The organism is Pseudoalteromonas sp. JC3, from assembly GCF_030291895.1.
Taxonomy (GTDB): Bacteria; Pseudomonadota; Gammaproteobacteria; order Enterobacterales; family Alteromonadaceae; genus Pseudoalteromonas.
In genome coordinates this window covers 416,356-431,950 of sequence record NZ_CP127855.1, presented here as the reverse complement: position 1 = coordinate 431,950, position 15,595 = coordinate 416,356, and the positions used below count along the sequence as shown (strand labels likewise).

19 protein-coding genes are annotated in these 15,595 nt (G+C 43.7%); 11 read left to right on the top strand and 8 right to left on the bottom strand.

The features are described from left to right. Positions 1-41: 41 nt before the first annotated feature. A complete protein-coding gene (gene zapE, locus QSH61_RS01825) occupies positions 42-1,130 on the bottom strand; it encodes a cell division protein ZapE (protein WP_206473435.1) in 1,089 nt (362 codons plus the stop codon). Positions 1,131-1,253: 123 nt separating this feature from the next. Between zapE and QSH61_RS01820 the strand changes: the two genes are divergently transcribed. From QSH61_RS01820 to QSH61_RS01810, 3 genes are all read left to right on the top strand, one after another. Further along, positions 1,254-1,709: a Z-ring associated ZapG family protein gene (locus tag QSH61_RS01820; protein WP_010376689.1), complete on the top strand. Its 456-nt coding sequence runs from the start codon at positions 1,254-1,256 to the stop codon at positions 1,707-1,709. Positions 1,710-1,997: 288 nt separating this feature from the next. Next, a complete protein-coding gene (locus tag QSH61_RS01815; protein ID WP_010376687.1) occupies positions 1,998-3,350 on the top strand; it encodes a DegQ family serine endoprotease in 1,353 nt (450 codons plus the stop codon). A 102-nt stretch (positions 3,351-3,452) separates the two neighbouring features. Continuing rightward, on the top strand, positions 3,453-4,532 hold the full coding sequence (locus QSH61_RS01810) for a trypsin-like peptidase domain-containing protein (RefSeq protein WP_206473432.1): 1,080 nt from the start codon (positions 3,453-3,455) through the stop codon (positions 4,530-4,532). 69 nt (positions 4,533-4,601) lie between these two features. Here QSH61_RS01810 and murA read toward each other — a convergent pair whose 3' ends face one another. The 7 genes from murA to QSH61_RS01775 are packed head-to-tail and all read right to left on the bottom strand — an operon-like array spanning position 4,602 to position 9,258. Continuing rightward, positions 4,602-5,861 carry a UDP-N-acetylglucosamine 1-carboxyvinyltransferase gene (gene murA, locus QSH61_RS01805; RefSeq protein WP_017219046.1) on the bottom strand — a complete coding sequence of 420 codons (1,260 nt, stop codon included), beginning with the start codon at positions 5,859-5,861 and terminating at the stop codon, positions 4,602-4,604. A 12-nt stretch (positions 5,862-5,873) separates the two neighbouring features. After that, positions 5,874-6,131, bottom strand: coding sequence for a BolA family protein (locus QSH61_RS01800; RefSeq protein WP_010605927.1), 258 nt, complete (start codon positions 6,129-6,131; stop codon positions 5,874-5,876). Positions 6,132-6,136: 5 nt separating this feature from the next. Further along, positions 6,137-6,442 carry an STAS domain-containing protein gene (locus QSH61_RS01795; RefSeq protein ID WP_010376680.1) on the bottom strand — a complete coding sequence of 102 codons (306 nt, stop codon included), beginning with the start codon at positions 6,440-6,442 and terminating at the stop codon, positions 6,137-6,139. After that, positions 6,429-7,115, bottom strand: a complete 687-nt coding sequence (locus tag QSH61_RS01790) for an MlaC/ttg2D family ABC transporter substrate-binding protein (RefSeq protein WP_206473430.1) — start codon at positions 7,113-7,115, stop codon at positions 6,429-6,431. Before QSH61_RS01790 ends, QSH61_RS01795 begins: the two co-directional genes overlap by 14 nt. 2 nt (positions 7,116-7,117) lie before the next feature. Beyond that, positions 7,118-7,663 (bottom strand): outer membrane lipid asymmetry maintenance protein MlaD, encoded by a 546-nt coding sequence (gene mlaD / locus QSH61_RS01785; protein ID WP_010376676.1) that lies wholly within the window; start codon positions 7,661-7,663, stop codon positions 7,118-7,120. Between the two features lie 12 nt (positions 7,664-7,675). After that, positions 7,676-8,455 (bottom strand): lipid asymmetry maintenance ABC transporter permease subunit MlaE, encoded by a 780-nt coding sequence (gene mlaE / locus QSH61_RS01780; RefSeq protein WP_010376675.1) that lies wholly within the window; start codon positions 8,453-8,455, stop codon positions 7,676-7,678. A 2-nt stretch (positions 8,456-8,457) separates the two neighbouring features. Beyond that, positions 8,458-9,258 carry an ATP-binding cassette domain-containing protein gene (locus QSH61_RS01775; protein ID WP_010376674.1) on the bottom strand — a complete coding sequence of 267 codons (801 nt, stop codon included), beginning with the start codon at positions 9,256-9,258 and terminating at the stop codon, positions 8,458-8,460. Between the two features lie 174 nt (positions 9,259-9,432). Here QSH61_RS01775 and QSH61_RS01770 point away from each other — a divergent pair, with 174 nt between their 5' ends. Genes QSH61_RS01770 through hpf form a run of 8 tightly spaced genes read left to right on the top strand, consistent with a single transcriptional unit; the run spans position 9,433 to position 15,595 of the window. Next, complete coding sequence (locus tag QSH61_RS01770; RefSeq protein WP_010605929.1) at positions 9,433-10,392, top strand: calcium/sodium antiporter; 960 nt, start codon at positions 9,433-9,435, stop codon at positions 10,390-10,392. A 9-nt stretch (positions 10,393-10,401) separates the two neighbouring features. Then, positions 10,402-11,373 (top strand): KpsF/GutQ family sugar-phosphate isomerase, encoded by a 972-nt coding sequence (locus tag QSH61_RS01765; protein ID WP_010605930.1) that lies wholly within the window; start codon positions 10,402-10,404, stop codon positions 11,371-11,373. Then, entirely contained in the window at positions 11,373-11,924 is a 552-nt protein-coding gene (kdsC, locus tag QSH61_RS01760) for a 3-deoxy-manno-octulosonate-8-phosphatase KdsC (protein ID WP_010605931.1), read from the top strand. Before QSH61_RS01765 ends, kdsC begins: the two co-directional genes overlap by 1 nt. Beyond that, on the top strand, positions 11,921-12,475 hold the full coding sequence (lptC, locus tag QSH61_RS01755) for an LPS export ABC transporter periplasmic protein LptC (protein ID WP_010605932.1): 555 nt from the start codon (positions 11,921-11,923) through the stop codon (positions 12,473-12,475). Before kdsC ends, lptC begins: the two co-directional genes overlap by 4 nt. Continuing rightward, on the top strand, positions 12,465-13,007 hold the full coding sequence (lptA, locus tag QSH61_RS01750) for a lipopolysaccharide transport periplasmic protein LptA (protein WP_010605933.1): 543 nt from the start codon (positions 12,465-12,467) through the stop codon (positions 13,005-13,007). The genes lptC and lptA overlap by 11 nt, the downstream gene beginning before the upstream one ends. After that, positions 13,007-13,732, top strand: a complete 726-nt coding sequence (gene lptB, locus QSH61_RS01745; protein WP_010605934.1) for an LPS export ABC transporter ATP-binding protein — start codon at positions 13,007-13,009, stop codon at positions 13,730-13,732. Before lptA ends, lptB begins: the two co-directional genes overlap by 1 nt. A 46-nt stretch (positions 13,733-13,778) precedes the next feature. Continuing rightward, complete coding sequence (locus QSH61_RS01740) at positions 13,779-15,278, top strand: RNA polymerase factor sigma-54 (protein ID WP_102055981.1); 1,500 nt, start codon at positions 13,779-13,781, stop codon at positions 15,276-15,278. Positions 15,279-15,307: 29 nt separating this feature from the next. Next, on the top strand, positions 15,308-15,595 hold the full coding sequence (gene hpf / locus QSH61_RS01735; protein ID WP_010376661.1) for a ribosome hibernation promoting factor: 288 nt from the start codon (positions 15,308-15,310) through the stop codon (positions 15,593-15,595).

Genomic DNA, 15,595 nt, shown 5'->3' with positions numbered 1-15,595 from the left:
CCCACACCGAACAAGTCCTCTTAACAAAAAAGTAATTGCCGTTAGGCTAAATGCTCTTTTGCTAAATATTCATGGGATTGCATTTCTTGCAAGCGGCTAATGCAGCGTTTGAACTCAAAATTCAATGTACCTTCGGTATAAAGTTCAGTAATCGGCGCTGCAGCCGAGATGATAAGCGTTACATTACGCTCATAAAACTCATCGACAAGCGCAATAAAACGCCTTGCCGCATCATCGTTTTGCTGACCCATTTGCTTCACATTAGATAGAATCACTGTGTTATATAAGCGACTGATCTCCATGTAATCCACTTGCGAGCGAGCGGTTTCACATAGCGCTGGGAAATCAAACATAACAATACAATCAGACACTATTCGGGTTTGGATCATCCGACCTTCAATCTCAATCGCCTGTTCGGCTTTACCCGGCTCCGGAGAGAGTTTGTTAAAGTAGTCGAATAAGTTTTCATCCGCTTGTTTATCAAGTGGGCTGTGAAAAATTTCCGCTTGTTCCAACGTGCGTAAGCGATAGTCAATACCCGAGTCCACATTAACGACCTCAGTATTGGCTTTTACCAATTCAATGGCGGGTAAGAATCGCGCGCGCTGCAAGCCATTTTTATACAAATCGTCTGGCACAATATTCGATGTGGCCACTAACACGATACCGCGCGCAAACAGCGCCTGCATTAATCCACCCAGTAACATGGCATCAGTGATGTCTTGAACGAAAAATTCATCGAAGCAGATAATGTCAGTTTCAGATTTGAACGTATCAGCGATGCTTTCCAGAGGATTTTTCACTTCATTAAGCTTTTTCAGTTCTGCGTGAACACGATGCATAAAGCGGTGAAAATGCACCCGCATTTTGCGCTCCGTCGGCAACGCATCGTAAAAGGTATCAACCAGATAAGTTTTACCGCGCCCTACTCCTCCCCAAAAGTACAACCCTTTCACTTTTGACGGCTCAGCTTTACTAAACAAGCGCGAGAGAAAGTTTTGTTTGACTGGGGGCTGATTGATAAGGTCGTCATACAATCGCTGTAAATGCTTTACGGCATTTTCTTGCGCGCTGTCATATTGAAAATCATCACGTTGTAGATCTTGCTGATATTTTTCCCAAGGCGTCATCGACTTAAATATTTTTTTACGATTTGTTTGTAGGTTATATTAACACGACTGTATTCACAGCGTATATTTAACTCTAACAGAGTTTTAATTTTATTTGCCGTTGAGGCACACAGGGAGAAACCTATGACTACCGTTACTTGGCTTGGATTACTGATCATTGTTGCCATTGCTGCATTCTTTTTAGGTGGCTTTGTAACGAAAAAGCAGTTCAAACATGACGAACTGGAAGTGCAAGCACAACAAGCTAAACACGACCTTGAGCAATATCGTCAAGACGTATCAGATCATCTTGCTAGCACCAAAAAACTAGTAAATAAAATGCAGGATAGTTATCAACAGCTGCTTACCCATGTGGAAGAAACCAACCAACTACTGACACAGGATCGTCCATCTCATCCTGCGGATCCTTTTTTCTCGAAAGAAACCACAGAACAACTACAAGCTTCTCTTCAAGCACGCCCAGAGAGAAGACGTAAACAAGATCCAAGTTTTGAGGCTCCACCTAGTGACTATGCCGAAGGTGAAACTGGGTTATTTTCTGGTCAAAAAAAAGAAAGTGAGCAAATTAAAGCCTCTTGATGAAACTTTTTGTTGACCCCATAGTCTTTAAAAGAAGTTATTGATTCTAGGGCCTATTGATCTTTCGAGTTTGCTTTTGCAGCAGTTTGATTGGTATTTATACAAGGCAGAGCCTGTGTAGCATAGTTTTTCTATGTAAGTCAGGCGATAACACAGTAGAAATGCCAATCAAGCGCTGCCCTCAGGGGAACAAAAATCAAACAGCAAAGGTCAACAGGCCCTAATAAGAGGCTAATTATCAGCCTCTTATGACTTATATTAACGCTAATAGCGGAGTACTTCACGACTATGAAATTTAAACTATCTTTGTTATCGGCCGCTTTACTTTCTTCTAGCTTATTGCTGTTACCGCAGCAAAGCATGGCCAAACTTCCTGTTGCCGTAGACGGCCAGCAATTACCAACGCTAGCACCTATGCTAGAAAAGGTCGCCCCGGGCGTTGTTAGTATCCAAGTAAAAGGTGCTAAAGAAGTGCGTCGCCGTGTCGACCCTTTCGACTTTTTCTTTGGACAACCACAGCCTCGTAGCCAAAAGCGCCCTTTTAGCGGCCTCGGCTCAGGTGTCATCATCGATGCAGATAAAGGTTATGTCGTTACAAACAATCACGTTATTGATGATGCAGACGAAATGCTTGTCACCTTAAAGGATGGCAGAGAGTTTGAAGCTAAATTAATCGGTAGCGACGCCGAATCCGATATCGCATTACTACAAATCGACGGGGAAGACCTAACAGAAATCAAACTCGCTAATTCAGACAAGTTGAGAGTAGGTGATTTTTCCGTTGCTATTGGTAACCCATTTGGATTAAGTCATACCGTCACCTCAGGAATAATCAGTGCACTAGGCCGTAGCGGCTTAAATATCGAAGGCTATGAAGACTTTATCCAAACAGATGCGGCAATCAACCAAGGTAACTCAGGTGGTGCGCTAGTTAACTTAAACGGCGAACTCATTGGTATTAACACTGCTATTTTAGGCGCGTCTGGCGGTAATGTCGGGATCGGCTTTGCTATTCCATCAAACATGATGAAAAACCTAGTGGATCAAATTGTTGAGTACGGAGAAGTTCGTCGCGGTTCATTGGGTATTTTGGGTCGTACTTTAGATGCTGGTCTTGCTAAAGCACAAGGCTTTGATGTCAAGCGCGGTGCTTATGTCATGCGCGTGGTGGAAGATTCAGCAGCGGACAAAGCGGGTCTGAAAGCCAATGATGTCATTGTCAGCCTCAACGGCGACGACATTGAAAGCTTTAATGAACTCCACGGTAAAGTGGCTACGATGGGTGAAGGTCGTGAGGTACGACTTGGTGTCTACCGTGATGGCAAAACCAAGTTTATCGACGTAGAGCTTGGTGGTAAGCAAGAAGAACAAGCGAATGCAGAGGATGTACATCCAAACCTACGAGGCGCGGTACTAGAGAGTGGCGAGCGCAATGGCAATGAAGGTGTCGTCATTACCTCAGTAGAACCTCGCTCACCAGCTGCACGTGTTGGCCTTGAAGAAGGCGATGTGATCATGCAAGTGAATCGTCAACGTGTCACTAGTGTTAAAGATATGTCTAAACTAATTAATGGTATTAAAGGCAATATCGTACTAGGGATTAAACGCGATCGCGAGACGGTTTTCTACCTCATTCAGTAACGAAATCGACAAATATTAAAAATGAAACACAGCGAAACTTGTCGCTGTGTTTTTTTTTGTGTCATTATTAGCAGTATTAGATAACGATAAATATAAGCTCTTGTGTTCAAATTAATTAAATTCATTTTTCCACCGCTGCTTGCCGGACTTGGGATCGCTTTTATCATCATTTGGTTTAATCCTGAGCTAAGGGATAACTTGCCAAAACTTGAGGCCCCACATATTCAGGCCCATCATATGAGTTTTGCTGATGCTGTAGAAAAAACAGCTCCAGCGGTCGTGACGATTTTTTCCGAGGGCTTTAGCAATCAGCCAAGATATCAGCGCCAAAGCACGGTTAGAGAACTTGGCTCTGGCGTAATCATGAGCCGAGATGGCTACATACTGACAAACTATCATGTGGTGAACAATGCCGACCAAATCATTGTGCTTCTTCCTGATGGCCGCCAGTATAGCGATACGCAACTGATAGGCTATGACACCATCACCGATTTAGCTTTATTAAAAATTCCAGCCGAGAATTTGCCTGTCATTCCTATCGATCACGACTACTCACCACGTGTTGGGGATGTGGTGCTCGCAATTGGTAATCCGTTGAACATTGGACAAACCATTACGCAAGGCATTATCAGTGCAACAGGCAAACAGACACTCACGGAAAGCCAATTCAATAATTTGCTGCAAATGGATGCCGCGATTAATGTTGGTAACTCAGGTGGTGCCGTTGTCAATTCTAATGGTGCACTAGTTGGCATTACCTCTGCACAATTTCGCACACGTTTGAATATTGATATCCAAGGTATCTCTTTTGCGATCCCTTATGATCTTGCACTGGACGTGATGCATAAACTTATTATGGATGGCAGAGTGATCCGGGGCTATCTCGGCTTTAGAGGCACGCCAGTTGATAATACAGGTAAAAGTGTAACGGATCTCTACACACCAATTGTCGGCCTTGCTGTGAGCGAATTAGACCCGCTAGGTCCCGCATGGCAAGCTGGCATGAAAGAGCATGATATTGTGGTTAAAGTAGGTGGAGAGCCTGTAACTAATCCGCAAAGTACACTGAAGACGATAGGCAATACCGCGCCTGGCACTAAACTCGAGTTTGAAGTACTCAGAGGTGGTCAGCGCCTCACCATTACTGTGGAAGTCGCTGAACTCGAAACAGGGTTATATTAGGCAAAAAGGTTAAGCAAAAAGCGTCCCGGAAGACGCTTTTCGCTTTTATACCAATTTGCTTAATTATGCTCAGGTTTTACGGCGTTTTATATTTGCACCTAAACGACTTAGCTTATCTTCTATCTTCTGATAACCCCTATCAACGTGATAGATGCGATCGACTATGGTTTCGCCTGTTGCAACAATACCCGTTAGGATAAGACTCGCAGATGCACGTAAATCGGTTGCCATTACCTGTGCACCAGATAGCGACTCAGTCTCACCACAAATTGCAGTGTTGCCTTCTAAACGAATATTCGCGCCCATACGCTGTAGCTCTGGCACGTGCATAAAACGGTTTTCAAAGATAGTCTCTGTGATTGTCGCGCTCCCTTCAGCCACCACATTTAATGCGGTAAACTGAGCTTGCATGTCTGTTGGAAAACCAGGATGTGGCATAGTTTTGATATTAACGGCTTTCAAAGCGCGTTGACGCATATCCACATAAATACTGTCTTCACTTACCTCCACAATCGCATTGGCGGCGCGTAGCTTTTCAAGCACAGGTTCAAGGCTATGATAATCCGTGTTTTTACATAGTACTTCGCCTTTTGCCATTGCCGCAGCAACCAAAAAGGTCCCTGTTTCGATGCGATCAGGAAGGATTTTATGCTCACAACCATTAAGACGCTCAACGCCTTCTATCTCAATTCGGCTCGAACCTGCACCGCTGATCTTGGCGCCCATGGCAACTAAGCATTCAGCTAAGTTAATAATCTCTGGCTCTCGCGCAGCATTATCTATCACAGTTTTACCATCGGCGAGGGTTGCAGCCATCAGTAAGTTTTCAGTAGCACCAACGCTGACGGTTTCCATAAAGATCTCAGCGCCCCGAAGACGACCTTCGGTTACCGCATGGATATAACCATTTTCAACTTTGATCTTGGCGCCCATCTTCTCAAGGCCTGAAATATGCAGATCGACTGGACGAGCACCAATCGCACAGCCTCCCGGTAGGGAAACTTGCGCTTGACCGAATCTTGCGACTAATGGGCCTAACGCGAGTACCGACGCACGCATCTGCTTAACGAGTTCATAAGGTGCAAGCACGCTATTTACCGTTGCTCCGTTGATTTCTAAGATATCGCCGTCCCACTCAACTTCAGCGCCCAGTGTTTTTAATAAGGCTTCAGTGGTACCTATATCGCGTAAGTGCGGTACATTAGAAAAACGGCTTTTACCATCGCCGAGCAGAGCGGCGAATAAAATAGGTAGGGCTGCGTTTTTAGCCCCTGAAATAGTGACTTCACCGGCTAAAGTGGTGCCACCTTGGATAACAAACTGATCCATTGCGGCACTCCGTTATTGTGGAAGAATAAATTTGCGCTCTTTTTGCCATTCATCAGGTGTGAATGCACGAATACTAACAGCATGCATAGTGCCGTCTTTAATAGTATCCATCAGTGGGCCGTAGATCAGCTGTTCTCTTTTCAGCCTTCTTAATCCGTCAAAACACGTTCCAACAGCAATGACTTCGTAGTGACTACCATTAGCTTTGACGATGATCTCGTCAAGCGATAGTGTATCTCTCAATAAAGTTTCGACTTGATTTGTTTCCATTAGACTCACTCAAATAGGGTTGTCACCTGTCCCAACTCCATTAAATTTTGCAGTTGCTCAGGCGTATTTTTCAGCTCGAGACGAATGTCGCGCTGTTTCAATTGACCTAAAGAGTGAATTAACCAAGCTAAGCCCGCGGTGTCAACCCTTGTCACCTCAGAAAGGTTAAAATAGACGGTTGATTGTGCATTTTTCAACACTTGAACGATGGTCGACTGTTTCAGTGCGCTTGGTAAACTCGCTCTCGTAAGCTCACCAGTTAACACGATTTCACCTTTACTTTCGGTGAATGAAATATTAGGCGTCACCATCATCCCCTCTAAATTGCACCGGAAGCTTGCTCTTCTTATCTAACAGTTGGATCACATGCTCAATACCTTGCTGACGCAAAATACCATGTAGCTCCGATTGTTTGGCATCTAGTAAACTAATGCCTTCCGCCATCATGTCAAAAGCACGCCAGTCACCGTCTTGACCGCGTCTAACTTTGAAATCAATTTTGATATCAGGCTTACCAGGCTCTACAATTTTGGTCTTAACAACCACCACACCTTCATTCTCAAATGGGCGATGCTCACCAAACTCTACCTTTTGGTCTTTATATTGAGTAAATACACCAGCATAAGTCGCTACCAGGTAATTTTTGAATACCTCAATAAACTCTCTAATATGCTCGACAGCCGCGGCTTTCTCCTCTTTACTTTCAATGTTGCGAACCTTTTGAATATAAGAACCTAATACACGATACGCAGCATATTTGTAATCAATGTAAGGCAAGAGCTCTTCTTCTACGATAACGCGTAAGTGTTCTTTGTCTTTTTCAATGATGTTTTGCTCTTTCGTAACACGCTGAAAAGTTTGCGCCGCAACTTGCTCTACCATTTTATAAGGATCGCTTGAGTCCACTTCTTTCGCCTGAACCAATGCGGTAGCCATCAATGCTACAAACAAAGTCAGACATTTTGCATAGATGTTTTTTAACATATTTACTCGCTCCCTTGATTAAATAGGAACTGACCAATTAGCTCTTCTAATACCAGTGCCGATTTTGTATCTGTGATCATGTCACCGTCTTTTAGCGCTTTTGTTTCCACACCAAAAAGAGACTCAAGATCAACGCTATCTTCACTCGTTACTTCCTGACCAAGACATTTTTGCTTCGCAGATTCAGCAGCAATAACCGGAGAAATACCTAAATACTGCTCACCTAAAATGCCCGACGTCAAAATCGAAACCGACGACGTATCGGAAAACTGACACTCGTAGTTTTTATCTAAACTCATTGAAACTACTGGCACGAACTCTTGTGGATGGATGTGAATTCCATCAACACGGCCAATCACAACCCCACCCACCTTAATTGGGGCACGAGTTTTCAACGAACCTATATTTTCGAACTTAGCATGCAAAGTGTAAGTTTCACCGTTGCCGCTTAAGCCTGAGTTAGCCACCTTTAGCGCCAACATAACAAATGCAGCAATGCCCAATGCCACGAACAACCCAACTAAAATTTCTATTTTCCGTGTATTCATTTTTAAAACCTTTTAACTTGAGAACATAACCGCTGTTAATACAAAGTCAAAGCCAAGTACAGCCAGTGAAGAATGTACTACCGTCTCTGTCGTCGCTTTACTTATTCCTTCTGAAGTAGGAATACAGTCATAGCCTTTGTATAGCGCGATCCAAGTTACTAATAGTGCAAATACGAAACTCTTAATAAGACCATTTAAGATGTCTTGTTGAAACGACACTTGCGATTGCATAATTGACCAGAAGCTACCTGAATCTACGCCTAACCAATCAACACCCACCAAGTGTGCGCCTAAAATAGCGATCGCAGAGAATATCAGTGCGAGTAACGGCATACTAATAAAACCGGCCCAAAAACGAGGGGCAACCACGCGCTTAAGCGGGTCTATCGCCATCATTTCTAAACTAGATAATTGCTCCGTTGCCTTCATCAAACCGATTTCTGCAGTTAACGCACTGCCTGCACGTCCTGCAAATAAGAGTGCGGTTACCACAGGGCCCAGCTCTCTAAGTAAACTCAAAGCAACCAAAGGTCCAAGGCTATCTTCAGCGCCATACCCAACTAACACGGTATAGCCTTGTAATGCCAATACCATGCCGATAAATAAACCAGACACCATGATAATCAACAATGATTGATGACCAACCATGTAAAGTTGCTTTATCAACAGCGGCGTGCCTTTTCGGAAATTAGGTAAGCTACATAGCGCCCCAAAAAGCATTGTTGTGGCACGGCCAAGTGCGGCAAAACGGCTGAGGGTTTTGTGGCCTAGTTTTTGTAAAAAGTCGACCATACTCACTCTCCTTGCAACAGCGCTTGCTGATAATCTGGCGCTTTAAAGTGGAATGGCACAGGACCATCCGCAAGGCCTTGTAAGAACTGCTGCACTAATGGCGATTCGTGTTCAAGCATCTGTTCAGGGGTTCCCGTACCAATCACACCTTGTTCAGCAATAATAACGACGTGGTCAGCAATGCTCAGTACTTCGGTGACATCATGGGTAACTATCAGCGACGATAATCCCAACACTTCATTAAGCGACTTAATCAAGCGAACTAGAACACCCATGGAGATTGGGTCCTGACCTGCAAACGGTTCATCGTACATAATTAATTCAGGATCAAGTGCGATAGAACGCGCTAAAGCCGCACGTCTTGCCATACCGCCAGAGAGCTCTGCCGGCATTAAATCTTTTGCACCACGAAGACCAACCGCTTGAAGCTTCATTAGCACCACTAAACGGATTAGTTCTTCAGATAACTCGGTATGCTCGCGTAGAGGAAATGCCACATTGTCAAACACGCTCATATCGGTAAACAAAGCACCGCTTTGAAATAACATACTCATGCGCGTTCGAGCTTGATACAAAGCTGCTCGTGACATGTTAGGGATACTGTTTCCAGCAAAAAGAATATCACCGCTATCAGGCTTAAGCTGACCACCGATTAAACGCAGCATGGTGGTTTTACCAATGCCGCTCGGCCCCATTATTGCGGTAATTTTGCCTTTTGGTACGGAAAAGCTCATGTTTTTGTAGATGATCCTTTCACCCCGAGAGAAGGTTACATCCTTGATTTCTACAATTGACTGCGACAAGTCGCTCTCCAGATCCAGACTATATTCATCCAAGTATGATACTTTTTTTTCAAACAAGATGGAAAATCGTTTTGGTAAAATTTTGTAAGTAGTGAAATGTAACGGTTTGCTTATACTTTCCAGAGCGCTTTTGGTAGTATCTATCGAAATTTTAATCCTATTGGCTAGAGGTTCATGGTTTTATCGTTTGTTATTCTCATTCTTGGCTTTATTGCACTGGTTTGGAGTGCTGACCGCTTTGTTTTTGGTGCGGCCGCTCTTGCACGAAACTTTGGTGTACCAACATTAATTGTTGGTTTAACTATCGTGGCCATGGGTTCTTCAGCACCAGAAATGATGGTTGCTGCGCAAGCCGCTCTTGCAGATAAAACAGACACCGCCGTGGGCAATGCCATAGGTTCTAACATCGCCAATATCTTACTCGTTTTGGGTCTCACCGCGTTATTAAGGCCACTCTCCGTTGGCTCTGGTATTTTGCGCCGCGAAATGCCGCTGTTAGTCGTCGTTTCATTGGCAGCTTGGTATATCGTTAGTGATAACCACTTTAGTTTCGTAGAAGGTGTTTTGTTATTAGTCGGTTTCGCCGCTTTTCTTCTTGCACTTATCATTATCACCAAGCGTGGTGGTGGAGATAATGATGACCCATTTGTCAGTGAAGCCTGTGAAGAAGTGCCAAATAATATTCCAACTCAAAAAGCTGTTTTCTGGTTAATCGTGGGTATGATTTTACTGCCTATTAGCGCGGACTATCTCGTTGGCGCTGCGGTTGATATCGCCAAATATTTTGGCATGAGTGACCTGCTAATAGGATTAACCATTATCGCCGTTGGTACTAGTTTACCCGAGCTTGCTGCTTGTGTTGCTGGTGTACTAAAGAAGGAGGACGATCTAGCGCTTGGCAATATTATTGGTTCGAACATCTTTAATATATTGGCCGTGCTATCCATTGCTGGGATCATTAACCCATCCGTCCTCGACGCCAATATTGCGTCACGTGATATATTTATTATGCTTGGCGCGACACTGCTGCTTATCCTAATGAGCCTCAGCTTAACAGGTCAGCGCCGCATCAACCGCTTGGAAGGTGGCATACTTGTCGCAAGCTTCGTCGGTTATATTTACTACATCATTTAAGGAAGCCTTGTGACAACGAACCCATTTATTGATTCTGCAAATCAAGTTTTTGCTACCGAACTTGCAGCAATAGAAGAAGTGCAACAGTTTGTTGATCAGCAATTTGTAAAAGCCTGTGAAATTATGTTTGGCTGTCAAGGTCGCATCATCGTGATTGGCATGGGTAAGTCCGGCCACATCGGTAACAAAATCGCAGCGACACTCGCAAGTACTGGCAGCCCCGCATTTTTTGTTCATCCAGGTGAAGCAAGTCACGGCGACTTAGGTATGATCACCAAAGATGATGTGGTACTGATGATCTCCAACTCAGGGGAAACCCAAGAGGTGATCTCAATCCTACCTGTAATTAAGCGCTTAGGGGCCCCCGTTATTTCCATGACAGGCAACCCAAGCTCTACGATGGCTCGTAATGCGACGGTTCACCTTTGTGTTAAAGTATCAAAAGAAGCCTGTCCATTAGGACTTGCACCCACGGCAAGCACCACAGCTACGCTAGTGATGGGTGATGCGCTCGCGGTTGCGCTACTTGAAGCCAGAGGCTTTACGGCTGATGATTTTGCACTTTCCCACCCTGGTGGTAGTTTGGGAAGACGTCTACTGCTAACCGTTGCTGATGTCATGCATCAAGGGGATGCAATCCCTATGGTCAATAGTCACTGCACAGTCAAAGAAGCTTTATTTGAAATGTCCGCAAAAAGTTTAGGTATGACGGCAATCGTAGATGAAAGCTCGCAATTGCAAGGTATTTTTACCGATGGTGACTTGCGCCGTATTATCGAACAAAAGGTCGATATTCACACCACCCCAATCACGCAAGTGATGACGGCTAAAAGTACGACGGCACGCGCCGATATGCTCGCAGCTGAGGTACTCAATATTATGGAAACCAAACGGATTAACGGCTTGATTGTGGTGAACGAAAACAACATTCCGGTTGGCGCCTTGAATACGCAAGATTTACTTAGAGCGGGGGTGCTGTAATGCAATTTGAAGATTTATATCAGACGATTTCAACTGAAGCTTGGGAAAAAGCAAAACAAATCAAATTATTAATTTGCGATATTGATGGCGTATTCTCAGATGGCCGTATATACCTTGGTAACAATGGTGAAGAACTGAAAGCATTTAATACCAAAGACGGGTTTGGTATTAAGGCCTTGATTGATAGTGGTATCGAAGTCGCCGTTATCACAGGTAGACATTCACAAATAGTTCAGCAACGCATGACTAGTTTAAATGTAACTTATATTTACCAAGGTCAAGAAAACAAGTTAGTGGCATATGATGAACTGAAGACTAAGCTCAATCTTAATGATGACGAAATTGCATATATTGGTGATGATGGCCCAGATCTACCCGTAATGGAACGAGTTGGTTTTGCCGTTGCCGTCAATGATGCACATCCTCTTGTTAAACATATCGCCCATTACACGACCTTGATGCCAGGTGGCTTTGGTGCCGTGAGAGAACTAACTGATCTTCTAATGCTCAGCCAAAATCACTTATTGACTTCCAAAGGATCAAGTACATGACCGTATTGCGTGTCATCTTACTCATTGTTTTCGCTTCTTTAATGGTATGGATGTGGTCGCCCATGTTTAATCCATCAGAGGCGGATCCAGCAAAAGAAGATGAACCGTTAGCTAAACCCGATTATGTTGCAACCACGCTTCAGCAAACGACCTATAGTGAAAATGGCTTATTAAACTATCAGGTAACTGCTGATAAGATGGAGTTGTATCAAGATCTTGGCTTTAGTCACTTTGAAAAGCCCATTTTCACCTTATATAACGGTGAACAGAATTGGCAAATAAGCGCATTAGAAGCAACCCTATACGAAAACAACACCTTGATATTAGAGGGCAATGTGTTGGCAAAGAATTTAACGCCTAACGCCATGATCACGGATATCAATGCCGATAATGTAAGAGTTGAAATTAAGCAAAAATTGATGAAGTCGGAACACCCTGTCGTTATCAACGGTCCTAGTCTTAGGATCACAGGTAAAGGACTGCATGCGGATCTACAAAAGCAAGTGATCGAACTCATCAACCACACAAAGACAATTTATTATGACCAGTAAAATCATTAACAAACTAGTTTTCATCGGCTTGCTTGCAAGTTCTACTCTAGCAATTGCTGCAGAACAAAATGAAGTCATTATTGATGCTGGCCGTCAGCAAGCTCAACTGCAAAGCAACATCGGTATTTTTGAACAGAATGTTGTTATTATTCATGGCAACAGAAAGATAAATGCCGATCGCCTAGAGGTCCACCGTCGCGCGGAACTTGGCATTAACAAGCAACTGCTTGTGGCAACTGGCAGCCCTGCCACTTTTAGCGAACGTCAACCCGATGGCAACTTGCTAGAAGCCAAAGCAAATGAAATCCGTTACGACGTAGCGAAGGGAACCCTAGTGATTTCTGGTGATGCTGAAATCAATCAAACTGGGCAAAAAATCAATGCTCAAGTCATCACCTATGACATTGAAAAGCAATTGATCAGCGCTGAGCGCTCAGACCAAGAAGACTCTCGAGTAAGAACCATCCTTGTTCCTGTTGATGACAAAAAAGACGCTAAAGAGAAAAAAGCGCAGGAAGAAGGTAACAATTAATGAGCGAGCTCAAAGCAACTGGTCTAGCAAAGAGTTATAAAGGTCGTCAGGTCGTCAAAAATGTTGGTTTAAGTGTTCAGGCTGGCAGTATTGTAGGCTTATTAGGACCAAATGGTGCAGGTAAAACCACTACGTTCTACATGATTGTAGGGTTAGTACCAAGCGACAAAGGCTATATTCAGATTGATGACGAAGATATCACTTTGTTACCGATGCACAGCCGTGCACGACTTGGTATTGGCTATCTACCGCAAGAGTCTTCAATCTTTAGAAAACTCACGGTCTATCAAAATTTGATGGCGATTTTAGAAACTCGAAAAGACTTATCTAAAGTTGAAAGAGAAGCTGAACTAAACGAGTTACTGGATGAGTTTAATATTCAACACATTCGCGACTCACAGGGCATGGCATTGTCGGGAGGCGAAAGAAGACGAGTCGAAATTGCTCGCGCTTTAGCCGCAAACCCTAAGTTTATCCTGTTAGATGAACCTTTTGCTGGTGTTGATCCTATTTCGGTGTTAGATATAAAGACAATCATAGAGCACCTAAAAAACCGTGGTATCGGTGTGCTTATCACCGATCATAACGTTAGAGAAACACTGGACGTATGTGAAAAGGCCTACATCGTTTCACATGGTGAGTTAATCGCTGCAGGCACGCCAGAACATGTTTTGGCAGATCAAACCGTAAGAGATGTCTACCTAGGCGAACAATTCAAGCTATAGTTAAGACGTAGTATTAATAACTGTTAAAAAGGATTGTTAGAGATACATGAGGCAATCATTACAGCTGCGCATGGGGCAGCAACTTACAATGACTCCGCAACTGCAACAAGCCATTCGCTTGCTGCAGCTTAGTACATTGGATCTGCAACAAGAAATACAAGAAGCATTAGACAGCAATCCATTGTTGGAAGTGGAAGAAGGTGATAATACTGACGGCGAAAACGCTGACCAACACAGCCAAGAAAAGAGCCGTGCTGACGACAATCAAGATTCAGCCGATGAAACGCAGGTTAGTGACTATGAGATAGACTCAGATACCGCCATGAGCAAAGACACTGTGAGCGATGACCTTGCCATGGATGTCACTTGGGACGAGTATATGAGTGCAGCGCCTGCTGCAAGCTCAGGTCCACTTCCCGATGACGATAATGTTTATCAAGGGGAAACCTCTGAATCTCTCCACGATTATCTCATGTGGCAACTCGAACTGACACCATTTAGTCCAACAGATAGAGCTATTGCGATTGCGATTATTGAAGCGGTCGACCTGTCAGGCATTCTAACACTGTCTTGCGAAGACATTTTAGAAAGCATTAATGACGAGAATAGCGAAGAGCCTATTGAGCTAGATGAAGTCGAAGCCGTACTCAAACGCATTCAGCTTTTTGACCCTGTCGGTATCGCAGCGCGTAGTTTACAAGAATGCTTATGCATTCAGCTCAACCAATTCGCCCCAGATACCCCATGGATTGCCGAAACAAAAATGATCCTGACAGAGCATATCGACTTGCTTGCCAGCCGTGACTATCGAACTTTGGCTAAGAAAACGCGCCTTAAAGAAGCCGATCTCAAAGAGGTCATGACGTTAATACATAGCCTTAACCCAAAGCCTGCGGCAAGCATTATTCATGAAGAGCCTGAATATGTGATCCCTGACGTATCGGTGAAAAAAGTAAAAGGTCGTTGGGTCGTAGAGCTAAATCCTGATGCTATGCCTAAAATAAGAGTAAATGACCATTACGCTGCGATGTCTAGAACGGCGAAATCCAGTACGGATAGTCAGTTTATTCGCTCACATTTACAAGAAGCAAAGTGGTTTATTAAAAGCTTAGAAAGCCGAAATGATACTTTATTAAAAGTTACCAATTGCATTGTGCAACAACAACAGGCATTCTTTGAACATGGCCCCGAAGCAATGCGCCCTATGGTGCTAAATGATGTTGCTGAAATGGTTGAGATGCATGAGTCCACAATTTCCCGTGTGACAACACAAAAATACATGCATACACCTCGGGGAATATTTGAGCTGAAGTATTTCTTCTCTAGCCATGTAAGTACGGAAAATGGAGGTGAGTGCTCTTCTACAGCAATTAGAGCACTTATCAAAAAGCTGATAGCTGCAGAGAATACCGCGAAGCCATTGAGTGACAGCAAAATTGCAGATATCTTAGCTGAGCAAGGAATTAAGGTAGCGAGACGTACGATTGCAAAATATCGTGAATCCCTAGCCATTCCACCGTCAAATCAGCGTAAAAGCTTGATATAAGACGTAAAACCCAAGAAGGAAAAATGCTTATGCAACTAAATCTAACTGGTCGCCATGTAGAAATTACTGACTCATTAAGAGACTATGTCACCAACAAGTTTGCGAAGCTAGAAAGGCACTTTGATCATATCAATAATGTGCATGTGATCCTTGATGTCGAGAAACTAGTACAAAAAGCAGAAGCAACATTACACGTAAACGGCGGCGAGCTATTTGCATCAACAGAGCATCAAGATATGTATGCCGCAATTGATGGCCTTATCGACAAGCTAGATCGTCAAGTTATTAAACACAAAGAGAAGCTCACTCGACACTAA

Bases quoted from the DNA above. Each gene is read 5' to 3' on its own strand.
- QSH61_RS01770 (WP_010605929.1), top strand. From the start codon at position 9,433: ATGGTTTTATCGTTTGTTATTCTCATTCTTGGCTTTATTGCACTGGTT.
- mlaE (WP_010376675.1), bottom strand. From the start codon at position 8,455: ATGGTCGACTTTTTACAAAAACTAGGCCACAAAACCCTCAGCCGTTTT.
- lptA (WP_010605933.1), top strand. From the start codon at position 12,465: ATGACCAGTAAAATCATTAACAAACTAGTTTTCATCGGCTTGCTTGCA.
- QSH61_RS01820 (WP_010376689.1), top strand. From the start codon at position 1,254: ATGACTACCGTTACTTGGCTTGGATTACTGATCATTGTTGCCATTGCT.
- mlaD (WP_010376676.1), bottom strand. From the start codon at position 7,663: ATGAATACACGGAAAATAGAAATTTTAGTTGGGTTGTTCGTGGCATTG.
- kdsC (WP_010605931.1), top strand. From the start codon at position 11,373: ATGCAATTTGAAGATTTATATCAGACGATTTCAACTGAAGCTTGGGAA.
- QSH61_RS01795 (WP_010376680.1), bottom strand. From the start codon at position 6,442: ATGGTGACGCCTAATATTTCATTCACCGAAAGTAAAGGTGAAATCGTG.
- murA (WP_017219046.1), bottom strand. From the start codon at position 5,861: ATGGATCAGTTTGTTATCCAAGGTGGCACCACTTTAGCCGGTGAAGTC.
- hpf (WP_010376661.1), top strand. From the start codon at position 15,308: ATGCAACTAAATCTAACTGGTCGCCATGTAGAAATTACTGACTCATTA.
- lptB (WP_010605934.1), top strand. From the start codon at position 13,007: ATGAGCGAGCTCAAAGCAACTGGTCTAGCAAAGAGTTATAAAGGTCGT.
- zapE (WP_206473435.1), bottom strand. From the start codon at position 1,130: ATGACGCCTTGGGAAAAATATCAGCAAGATCTACAACGTGATGATTTT.
- QSH61_RS01740 (WP_102055981.1), top strand. From the start codon at position 13,779: ATGAGGCAATCATTACAGCTGCGCATGGGGCAGCAACTTACAATGACT.
- QSH61_RS01790 (WP_206473430.1), bottom strand. From the start codon at position 7,115: ATGTTAAAAAACATCTATGCAAAATGTCTGACTTTGTTTGTAGCATTG.
- lptC (WP_010605932.1), top strand. From the start codon at position 11,921: ATGACCGTATTGCGTGTCATCTTACTCATTGTTTTCGCTTCTTTAATG.
- QSH61_RS01815 (WP_010376687.1), top strand. From the start codon at position 1,998: ATGAAATTTAAACTATCTTTGTTATCGGCCGCTTTACTTTCTTCTAGC.
- QSH61_RS01800 (WP_010605927.1), bottom strand. From the start codon at position 6,131: ATGGAAACAAATCAAGTCGAAACTTTATTGAGAGATACACTATCGCTT.